Raw genomic sequence first — 10,663 nt, 5'->3', positions numbered from 1 at the left:
GGCGCCGCCACCGAAAGCGTGTTGCGCGCGAGGTAGTTGATGATGAGCCCGGCCGCGACCAGGCTGACCATCCACCATCGGATGCCCTTGATTTTCATTACTGTGTCTCCGAAGTTTTTTAACTGATCAGATGGGCTGCCTCGCTGGATCAGTCGAGTCACCGGACTTGCTGTCCTCGCGCGAGGAAACGGGGCCGACCAAGCTGCCAGCCGGGTAGTGTTGGCCGGAAGCCATCGAGCTTATTCGCCGTGGCAGCACCTGCGTGGCGTATGCCTCGGCGTTCTGTGTCGTCCGATACTCCGGCGCGCCTGGCAATGTCTCTAGTTGTACGATAACGTACTATGTGCCATCTCCGGAATCATTTCAATTAGGCACATACCCTAAGAACAAGAGACAAGAACGCCATTTGATTAGATGAATTGTAGACGTCGAAATGTTATACGATGTCGTATAAATATTACCGAGCAATACTCCGCTCCTCGAGAGCAATCACCCAAATGGCGGCGGGCGGTTGAGTCGGCAGAGCGCAACTGGAAGGACTATCGATGACTTCACGAAGGCCGATTTGGTCGAACGCGCCCTGGTCGTTGCGTCAATGACGGAGTGCCGCTCCAATCGGCCTGCGCTATCACGAGTGCAGAAACAACAGACCTATGAGGAATGGGCTCGCGAGCGAATCCGCCGTGCCCGCGAGAGTACGCGCCCGCGCATTGCAGGCGAGGCATTGTTCGAGCGCGGGTCCGCCTCGAAGCGAAGAGGAAAACGAATATGGGAAAAATTCCGATCGACCCCGCTCTTACTGAGCACGACAGCATGGAAGAGGCGCTGGCCTACGCCAAGTGGTTCCGCGAGGAAGTCCAGCTCTCGCTCGATGAGGAAGGCGACGACATTCCGCGCGATCAAGGTTCTTTTGTTGACCCGCCGCCGACGTCGAAGTCTGGGCGGGTAGCGATACTTCACATGTGCGTTAGAACGGGTATTGAGTGGGTTTGTCCGTCAAGCTGACCCATTGAGTTTGAGTGAACTCATGCACGTTCGCCGGTCCGCCGAAACGACCGCCATTGCCCGACGCTCCCATGCCGCCAAATGGGACATGGAACTCGTTATTCACGGTTTGGTCGTTGACGTGAACCATCCCTGCGCGAATGCGCGATGAAATCGCGAGTCCGCGCGACATCGACTGCGTGTGGATAGCCGCGGCCAAGCCATAGTCGGACGCGTTGACCAACTCGACGGCTTCATCGTCGCTGTCGAAAACGGTGATGGGAGCGATGGGGCCGAAGATTTCCTGGTCATAAGCGGCCATACCGGGCGTCACGCCGGTGAGAACAGTCGCTTCATAGAAAAGTCCGCTGTACTTCCCACCCGCCAGAACCGTTGCGCCCGCACTAACGCTTGTTTGAACGATGTCGTCGATTCGGTCACGCTGTTTCTGGTTAATCAGCGGGCCCAGATGCACCTGCTCCTTGGCAGGATTGCCGACCGCCAAATTACGGGCACGTTCGGCCAGTCTTTGCGCGTACTTCTCGGCGATCGAGTGATGCACAAGGTGGCGGCCGGTCTGCATACAGATTTGGCCCTGATGCAAGAACGAACCCCATGCTCCGCTGGAAGTTGCTGCCTCGACATCCGCATCGTCCAATATGACGATAGCGTTGTTGCCGCCGAGCTCAAGCGCAACCTTCTTCAGCATGCGACCGCAGATTTCGCCGATTGAGCGGCCAACTGCCGTCGAACCTGTGAACGAAATCATGCCCACCTTCGGGTGACGGACCAGCGCGTCACCTGCAGCGGGGCCGCCGGGAATGACGTGCAGCACACCAGCGGGAAGACCTGCATCTTCGAAGACCTTCGCGAGCAGAAGGCCGCCTGCGACACCGCTCTGCGGGTCCGGCTTCAGAATGACCGCGTTGCCGAGTGCGAGAGCGGGTGCAACAGACCTCATCCCGAGAAGAATCGGGAAATTCCAGGGTGCGATAACGCCTACGACACCTACCGGGACGTGGCGGCAGATGTTCGTGCGGCCAGGGATCGACGAGGGGTAAAGCGCTCCCTCGGGCTGCATGGGAAGCGCTGCTGCCGCCTGCAGTTGCTCGTACGTCGCGTGCAGTTCCCATTCAGCCTTCGGGCGCGTCGAACCGCACTCACGGATGTTCCATTCGTTGATTTCCGGCGCGCGCTCCTTCAACAGGCGCGCTGCCTCTCTCATGATGGTCGCACGTTGGTCGAACGGCATAGCAGCCCATGCTTCCTGAGCCGTCGTCGCAGAGACGACCGCATTATCAATGTCCTCGGATGAACCAACGCCAACCACTCCGATGCTCTCGCCGGTCGCCGGCTCAACGACTGCCTGGGTTCCGCCAACCGCGGTCTTCCATCCGTCGGAAAAGATTCGTCCGTTCCAAACTTGCGACTCACCAATATTGCTCATGCTTTTTTCTCCGTGATGCGAATTCATGCTTTACTCAAAAGCTCACTCGGCGTGGGACGCGAGCGTGCCTACCTGGTTCTCGACGCGTACGCGACGGTTCGAAATCAGCAGCACTGCGACGGCGGCCACCAATCCCGGGACTGCGAAAACCATGAAACTTAGGTTGATAGGGAATTTTTGGCTCAAGAGGTATCCCCCGAGTGCAGGACCGGCGACCGCGCCGAATCGGCCCGCGGCTGCTGCCCAACCCACACCCGTCGACCGGATGGCTGCCGGATAGAGTTGTGCAGCGAATGCGTGCACGATGCACAGTGTGCCGATGGTGGTCGCTCCCGCCGCCATGAGAAGGATGTTCAAGACGACGGGCGACTGCTTGTAGCCCAGCAGGCCAATCGAGACTGCTGCAACAGCGAAGAACAGAATCAGAGTCGGCTTGCCGCCGTGGCGGTCTGCGAGCCAGCCGCTAAACAAGCCGCCCACTACCGCGCCGACGTTCAGGGTAATCAGGAAGGTCAGGCTCGAACCGAGCGAGTAGCCGTTCGCCGCCATCAACTTCGGCAACCAGGTGTTCAGGCCGTACACCATCAGCATGCACATACCGAATGCAATCCAGAGAAGAAGCGTATCGACTGCACGACCATGCGCGAACAGTTCCACGGTGCGCAGACGAGGTTTACCAATGTCCTCACTTGCTACGGCAAGGCTTGCTGCAGTGCCAGTGAAGTCCGGGGCATATTCGCGCAGGATAGGCCCGGCCTGGCCATACCGCTTCTGCGAAATCAGGTAGCTGATGGATTCCGGAAGCCATTTGTAGAAGACCGGGAAGAACAGCAGCGGAAGTCCGGCAATCAGGAAATTGGCGCGCCATCCGAATTCAGGCGTGATTGCCTTCCCCGCGAGCGCGGCGATGACGCCACCCACCGAGAAAAAGCTGAGCATGATGGTCACCATAATGTTGCGCTTGCTGCGCGGTGCCATCTCGGTCACCAATGCGACAATATTCGGAACCATCCCGCCGAGGCCGATGCCTGTCAGGAAGCGGCACACGGCGAATTCTGTTGTGTTGGTACAGAACGCGTTGCCAAACGCGGCGATGCCGAAGACTACAAGGCAAAGCAGGACGATGCGGCGGCGGCCGAAGCGGTCAGAAGAGCTACCGAGCGTCAATGCGCCAACCATCATTCCAAACAGCGCACTGCTGCCGATGAAGCCTGCGGTGACAGGTGACAGTTCCCAGTCGTGCATCAATTGAGGGAGGATTGACCCGTAAATCACCAGGTCATATCCATCGAAAAGCATCAACATGGAGCACCAAAACATCACCATAAGGTGGCGGGAATTGAGGCTCGTGTTATAAAGCGCGTCACCAGCGGCGGCGGTATGGTCCACATTCATCTCCAAATAGATATGAGCGAGCTCTTATAGGCTCGTGATTAGTAATACTTAGTTAACGACTTGCTTGAGGTTGACGGAACGGTCAGTGCTTGTTTTCAGACCAGGAATCGACTTACTTCATCTTCCTTCCAGCGGATTCCTACGCCGGCCTCGTTGCCGAAATGCGCTTGACCCTCTTTGAACTGCAGGACCGGTTCAAGAATGGGGCCTGCAAGGTCCATGCGCTCGAGCAGATGACAGGTGGGGCTTACGGCGAGGACGTGCGCGCTAAATTCCTGGAAGATGTGACTGGACATCGGCAAGCTATGCTGCTCGGCGATGGCACTCGCTTTCATCCAGCCTGTAACGCCGCCGATTTTCATGAGGTCGGGCATGCAGAAGTCGCAAGCTCGGCTGTCGACAGCCTTCTGCATTTCATCAGGACCAAACCAGTTTTCACCCATTTGCACCGGAATCTTCAGCGCTTTTCGGATTGCAGCATGACCAGCGTAGTCATGCTGCAGCGTCGGCTCCTCAATCCACGAAATACCTTCCGCCTCCAAGGCAGAGCCGCGACGTTTCGCTTCCGGAACCGACAGACCCTGGTTGTAATCGACCATCAACTGCGCCGATTCGCCCGTCACTTGCTTCAACGCACGCACGACTTTCAGGTCGTACTCGAGCGTCGCGTAACCAATTTTTGTCTTGACGGCCGTGAAGCCGGCTTCCACCGCATCGCGTGCGCGCCTTGCGCCAAGCTCTACGTCGTCCATGCTGTGGCTGTCATACGCGGCAAGCGGCCGCGCTTTTCCGCCAAGCATCTCGACAAGCGGCAACCGATGGGCCTTGGCCTTTGCGTCCCACGCGGCCATGTCGATACCGGCGGTCGCCATGCGGACGATACCTGTGTTGCCGATGAGACGGAATCGTGCGCTGACCGCGCGGTCGATGTCATGCGGAGAAAGCGGCATGCCCTTAACCAGCGCCTCGAGCTCTTCGACCATCTGAAGGGTCGGCTTCAGTGCCAGGGGCGTGTAGGTAAAAACATATGCGTGCCCGGTGACATTTGCGTTCGTAAGCAAGTCAATCAACACGAGCGGTGACGTCGCGACCGTGCCAACTGCCGTCTTAACCGGGTATTGGAGTGGCACATTGACAGCCCGTGCGCGCAAGCCCGTGATGCGAATATCTTCCATGACGACAACCCCTTTATGCGGATACAGAGTCGACAGTGCTCAAGTCATCGACATTGCAGTGACCGCCGTTCCATAAAAAGTCAGAGTCGAGCTGGCTTGCCGATGGGCAGCCAATCTGCGCCAGCGTTGTGTCGATTTCGCCCTTGAGGAGCGAGAGGACTGCGTCAACGCCGGCTTCTCCACCAGACGCGAGACCGTAGAGTGTTGCTCGTCCGAGAAGGACCGCACTTGCTCCCAACGCCATTGCTTTCACCACATCCGAACCACGGCGAATGCCGCTATCAATGAAAACGGGGGCGGCAATCCTTTTGGCGGTTTCCTGTAGTACTTCAACCGGAGCAATGGCGCTGTCTAGTTGGCGACCACCGTGATTCGAAAGAATCACCCCATCTGCGCCGAGTTCGATGCACCGTCGGGCGTCGTCAACTCGGCTGATGCCTTTAATCACCAACTTGTGCGGCCACAAGTCGCGAAGCCACTTCAGGTCATTCCACGCGAAACTGGCGTCCATTTGCCGGCTCATCAACGCAGCCTGCAACTCTGTGTCCTGCACGTCCTGGCTTGCAAAGTTCGCCAGTTGCGGCATGCCATGTGTAACAAGGTCGAGCGACCAACGCGGGTGCAACACGCCGTCAAGGATGGTCTTCGCCGAATAACGCATGGGCATCCCGAAGCCGTTCCTCAGGTCACGTTCGCGTTTGCCGTTCACCCCAACGTCGGTGGTCAGAATGAGCGTGGTGTAACCCGCATTCAGAGCGCGCTTGACCAGCAACTCCGCGAGCTTCCGATGAACCACATATAACTGGAACCAGATTTCGCCGGTTGCCGCCTTTGCCGCTTCTTCGATTGAGGCATTGGATGCAGTCGACAACGCGAATGGAATCCCGAACTTGCCAGCGGCGCGAGCGAGAGCAAGGTCGCCCTGAGGCCAAAGAATCCCGTTCAAACCGGTCGGCGCAATGACGAGCGGCGCGCTCGCCGTCTTACCCAGGATGTTCACCTGCATATTGCGAGAACTGACGTCAACGAGACGGCGCGGCTGAAACTTGATTTTCTTGAAAGCGTCCTGGTTGTGACGAAGACCAATCTCGTCTTCGGCTCCGCCCTCAAGATAGTCGAAGACCATCTTGGGGAGCCGGGCCTCGGCGGTAGCGCGAAAATCCGCGACATTTACGAGCTTTTTCATAACACGGCACCTACCCTTAGGCTCGAGTTTCAACCTCGATAAGCACCGGCTTGTTCCCAGCAAGTGCCTGTCTCAAGGCCGACGTAAGCGACTCAGCCGAATCTGCGTGCAGCGCTTCGACGCCATACCCACGCGCCAGCGCGCAGAAGTCCAGCCCAGGGACATCCAGACCCGGTACGTTCTCGGCTTGCAGAACACCAGCGAACCAGCGCAGCGCGCCGTATGTGCCGTTCTTCATGATGATGAAGATGGTCGGGATGTTGTACTGGGCCGCCGTCCACAGAGCCTGAATTCCGTAGTTCGCGGAACCGTCGCCAATCACGCCAATGACGCGGCGCTCCGGCTTTGCCAACTGGATGCCGACCGCGGCCGGGAGTGCAAAGCCGAGACCGCCTGCGGCAGCGAAGTAGTAGCTGCCTTGTTCCGTCATGCGCAGGCGCTGCCAAAGAATGTTCGTGGTCGACGTCGACTCGTTCACGAAGATTGCGTCACGCGGCGCCATTTCATCGAGGATGTCGAATACCCGCTCCGGAGCCAGGCGTCCAGCTTCGGCAGGAGCAGGTTCTGGCCGGCGAACAGCGGCGGGCATCGGGCGAGACGTCTTTGACACCGCGTTGTTCAGGGCCTCAAGCGTCGGCGCGATTTCCGCGATGATTGCGTCGCCCATCGGAGCGCGCGTTGCCTCGTTGATGTCGCACGTGATTGCGATAAGACGAGTGCCTTGCGGCAAAAACTCACCTGGTTCGTATTGGTGATAGCGAAACACGGGTGCGCCGACAACGAGCACCAGGTCGTGGCCATCAAGCAGTCTGCTAATGCTCGCAATACCTGCGGGCAGAAGGCCGCGGAAGCAGGCATGAGTCGTCGGGAAGGAACAGCGCGGCGCAGAGGGAGCCATCCAGACCGGCATCGAGAGCTTTTCAGCGAGCGCCACGGCAAAGCCGTTGGCTTCGCTGGCGTCGACACCCGGACCGACAATCATCGCCGGGTTGTTCGCTTGCTCAAGTTCGCGAGCAAGTCTTTGGAGCATTGCCGGCGTGGGGACACCCGCCATTTCAACGCGACGCGTTGCGAGATGGTCAACGCCCGGAGCAGCCTCTTGTTTCCAGTCGTCATACGGGACCGACAGATAGACCGGGCCTTTCGCGCCGGTGCCCGCGGTATGAATTGCGCGACTGAGGGCCAACGGCACCTCTTGCGCGCACGATGGCTCGGAGCTCCACTTGACCAGCGGTCGCGGCAGCGAAGCAGCATCAACGTTCGCCAAGAGGGCTTCGACGCCGACCATGGCGCGAACTTGCTGACCCGCCGTCACGACGAGCGGCGTGTGCGAGTTCCAGGCGTTGGCCAGCGCGCCCATGGCGTTGCCGGTGCCCGCGGCCGAATGCAGGTTCACCAGAGTCGGACGTCCAGTGGCTTGAGCGTACCCGTCCGCCATCGCGACAACGGCGCCCTCATGCAAGCCGAGAATGTAGTTGAAGTCGCTCGGAAAATCCTTGAGAAACGGAAGCTCGTTCGAGCCCGGATTTCCGAAGAAGGTCGTCAGGCCTTGGTGGCGGAGAATTTCGTAACAAGCTTGGTGAATGGTCTTCATAGCGTTTGTTCCTTTCGATGCACCTATGCTATGAGTGCAGAAGGAATAAGACCAATCATTTTTTTTTGGTTCTTATAATAGATGCCATCTATATAGGTGGCAACCATGAGCATCGACCTTAATTTGATTCGAACGTTCGTTGCAATCTACGAGACACAAAGCGTTAGCGGCGCAGCGAAGCGTTTGAACATCACGCAGCCCTCGGTCAGCTACTCGCTGAATCGACTGCGGGACCTCCTCCACGACCCGCTCTTCACTCGTAGTCGAGACGGGATGGTTCCGACATTCAATGCGACGCAGTTGTTCAGCTCGTTCAAGACAGCCTTGAACAGCATTGAGTCAGCCATATCAGCGACGCGACAGTTCGACCCCTCGAAATCGGAACGCACTTTCCGACTCGCGCTCTCCGACTTGGGCGAACTCCATTTCCTTCCCTTCCTCGTTCGCGAGTTCCAGGCTATCGCGCCGTCCGTCGGCCTTGAAGTCGTACAAATTGACAGTAACCTCGTTGCTGACTGGCTGCAGACCGGGTATGTGGACGCCGTCGTAGGAAACCTGCAGTTTGTTGGAGGGGAGGCACGAAAGGCGACCCTGTTCAGTGAGAGCTACTCCTGCCTTTTGAGCGCATCGCATCCGAGCATTGGCGACACACTGACCTTGGAAGAGTTCGTGGCCGCAAACCACGTTGTGGTAGCGCCCTTCACGGGACACCATCTTGTCGAGGATGTGTTGAGCGAGATGGGACTGAAACGGAAGATTGTCCTTCGGGTCCCACACTTCACTAGTCTGTTCTCTTCGATTGCGACGACCGACCTGGTGCTCGCGCTACCAACGCGAGTCGCCAAAGCATTCGCGAGCGACGGACGCATGAAGGTCCTGCCGCTACCGTTCCAGATACAGCCTTTCGAGGTCAATTTGTACTGGTACCCGCATGCAGAAGACCCAGGCGCTCAGCAATGGCTATGCGACACGATTAGGCGGACTTTGAGTGACGTGTAAGTAGCGGGAGGCCCACCGGTCGTGGCCACCATAAGCCGCTAGACGCCTCGACGAACGCCGACATCCGCGACATGGATTTCCGGTACTTGAATCGACGCGGCACCCGGATAGGTGCCACTGAGCTCACGACTGACGGAACTCAGCGCGTCGAGGTGGCAGTCAGCTTGTCCAGACGTTCTCGCGCAACGGGTAAGCACCGGCCATCTTTAGCGTTTCGCCGCAAGCCCAAGCCTAGCGCGATCGATCATTCCGATCGCGGCAGTCAGTATGCGAGTCACGATTTCAAGCCCAAGACGTCTGCCGGCAGGTCGGAAGCCATGGGGCGATTGGGTGGTGTGCCCACAGGGCTTGCTACGGGGCGCCGCGTCTCCCCCGGGGGGCGCGTTGGCGAAACCTCGACGTTCCACGCGTGATAATTCTTAGTATCAGGCATGCGTTTAATGGCGAAGAAATTTCGCGCATACCATCGCTTCTGCAGAACAGCTAAGCACGCGGGCCCCCCGATTCTCACTTTTATATTGCCCACGCTCTACTTTTGATTGGTGAGTCGGGAAATCGGTGGCAGGCGACAGGCGGCACGCCATTCAAGGTCGCCGTCAATCTGTCGGCCACGACGATTCAGGAATGCGACCTCGCCGCACTGGTTTCGGAGGCGGCCGAGGCGTCCGGCGTATGCGTCTCCGTACTCGACATCGAAGTGACGGAGACTGCCGTCATGAGCGACTTCGCCGCCGCGTCGCGCGCGCTTTCGGCCGTACGAAGGATTGGCGTGACCGTCTCGCTCGACGATTTCGGCACCGGCTACTCGAGCCTTGCGTACCTCATACGGCTGCCTGTCGATCGCATCAAGATCGACAAGTCGTTCGTGCAGGGGCTCGCCGTTAAGGAAACCTGCCAACAGGCACGCGATGGTCGAAGCGATGGTGGCGCTCGCGCGCGCGCTGGGCATGGGAACGGTCGCGGAAGGCATCGAAACCGAAACGCAACTCGGTCTCGTCAAGGAACTCGGGTGCGATGTCGTGCAAGGACATTTCATTGGCAGGCCGGCGCCGGCAGCGCGCATCGAACCTTTCGCCGAGACACGGTTCGGGCCTGCGCCGGCCGCAAGTTCGTCGTCGCAAGACGCACGAAGCGGACCGCGCTGGCGGTCAACGCGCAGTCGACCCGTTCGCCTTGCTTCTGCTGCGTCAGATGAGTTGGAATCTACCCCGCGCGCCCTCAAGCGCGCCAAGAGCCAGCACCTGATACCTCCCGGCGATGCGCTGCACCCGGGGCGGGTCAACCAGGCCTTCAGTGGCGATGATGCGTCCATCCGCTCGTCGCTTTCCGTGTCGCGCGCTTGTGGCTACACTCGCAGTCTCCGGCTTCCCACCTCGCTCGGGCCTCATGGACCTCAAGCAAATCCAGTATTTCATCGCCCTCTTCGAGGACGGCTCCGTCACGCGCGCGGCCAAGCGCCTCAATATCGTGCAGCCCGCGCTCAGCATGCAGATTTCGAAGCTCGAAGCCGAACTGCGACAGACGCTCTTCGAACGCGGCCCGCACGGCATGACGCCGACCGAGGCGGCGCGCCTCATGTATCGCCTCTACACGCCGATCATGCGCGACATCGACCACGCGCGCGAGCAATTGAGCCGGCGCGACGTGATCATCACGGGTCGCGTTTCGCTCGGAATGGTGGCGTCGGAAGCGGAAAGCGTCTTACCGGAGTCACTCGCGAGGTTTGACGCGCTCTTTCCGCAAGTCGAGGTATCGGTGGCCGATGGCTTCAGCGCGCAACTCATCGATGCGGTCGAGGCGGGCCGTCTCGATGCCGCGATCATCAACAAGCCGCGCGGGCGCCTGACGCTCGATGTCGAGCCGTTGCTGGTCGAGGAAATGGT

Annotated in this window: 8 protein-coding genes and 3 pseudogenes; 6 read left to right on the top strand and 5 right to left on the bottom strand. The window is 59.1% G+C overall.

What is annotated here, in order from left to right; all coding sequences use genetic code 11:
• The first annotated feature begins 768 nt into the window (after positions 1 to 768).
• On the top strand, positions 769 to 1,005 hold the full coding sequence (locus tag AWB68_RS49100) for a hypothetical protein (RefSeq protein ID WP_200828923.1): 237 nt from the start codon (positions 769 to 771) through the stop codon (positions 1,003 to 1,005).
• Here AWB68_RS49100 and AWB68_RS39345 read toward each other — a convergent pair.
• From AWB68_RS39345 to mdlC, 5 genes are all read right to left on the bottom strand, one after another.
• Positions 968 to 2,458, bottom strand: coding sequence for a benzaldehyde dehydrogenase (locus AWB68_RS39345; protein WP_374729653.1), 1,491 nt, complete (start codon positions 2,456 to 2,458; stop codon positions 968 to 970). The genes AWB68_RS49100 and AWB68_RS39345 overlap by 38 nt on opposite strands.
• Positions 2,459 to 2,473: 15 nt before the next feature.
• Entirely contained in the window at positions 2,474 to 3,826 is a 1,353-nt protein-coding gene (locus tag AWB68_RS39340) for an MFS transporter (RefSeq protein WP_087649605.1), read from the bottom strand.
• Between the two features lie 95 nt (positions 3,827 to 3,921).
• On the bottom strand, positions 3,922 to 5,001 hold the full coding sequence (locus AWB68_RS39335; RefSeq protein WP_087649604.1) for an enolase C-terminal domain-like protein: 1,080 nt from the start codon (positions 4,999 to 5,001) through the stop codon (positions 3,922 to 3,924).
• A gap of 13 nt (positions 5,002 to 5,014) precedes the next feature.
• Positions 5,015 to 6,187 (bottom strand): alpha-hydroxy-acid oxidizing protein, encoded by a 1,173-nt coding sequence (locus AWB68_RS39330; protein ID WP_087649603.1) that lies wholly within the window; start codon positions 6,185 to 6,187, stop codon positions 5,015 to 5,017.
• Between the two features lie 16 nt (positions 6,188 to 6,203).
• The gene (mdlC, locus tag AWB68_RS39325; RefSeq protein WP_087649602.1) at positions 6,204 to 7,781 is read right to left on the bottom strand and encodes a benzoylformate decarboxylase; all 1,578 of its coding nucleotides are present in this window, start codon (positions 7,779 to 7,781) and stop codon (positions 6,204 to 6,206) included.
• 105 nt (positions 7,782 to 7,886) lie between these two features.
• Here mdlC and AWB68_RS39320 point away from each other — a divergent pair, with 105 nt between their 5' ends.
• From AWB68_RS39320 to AWB68_RS39300, 5 genes and pseudogenes are all read left to right on the top strand, one after another.
• The gene (locus tag AWB68_RS39320) at positions 7,887 to 8,780 is read left to right on the top strand and encodes a LysR family transcriptional regulator (protein WP_087649601.1); all 894 of its coding nucleotides are present in this window, start codon (positions 7,887 to 7,889) and stop codon (positions 8,778 to 8,780) included.
• 212 nt (positions 8,781 to 8,992) lie between these two features.
• Positions 8,993 to 9,112 (top strand): annotated as a pseudogene (locus tag AWB68_RS51720) (IS3 family transposase); the annotation flags it as partial.
• Between the two features lie 203 nt (positions 9,113 to 9,315).
• A pseudogene (locus AWB68_RS51715) lies at positions 9,316 to 9,609 on the top strand (EAL domain-containing protein); the annotation flags it as partial.
• Between the two features lie 79 nt (positions 9,610 to 9,688).
• Positions 9,689 to 9,766: pseudogene (locus AWB68_RS51710) on the top strand (hypothetical protein); the annotation flags it as partial.
• A 400-nt stretch (positions 9,767 to 10,166) separates the two neighbouring features.
• The coding region (locus AWB68_RS39300; RefSeq protein ID WP_143282009.1) for a LysR family transcriptional regulator at positions 10,167 to 10,663 on the top strand (497 nt) is incomplete at its 3' end.

The organism is Caballeronia choica, assembly GCF_001544535.1.
Taxonomy (GTDB): domain Bacteria; phylum Pseudomonadota; class Gammaproteobacteria; order Burkholderiales; family Burkholderiaceae; genus Caballeronia; species Caballeronia choica.
Note: the sequence above shows the minus strand (reverse complement) of the source record. Positions and strands in the feature narration are given on the sequence as shown.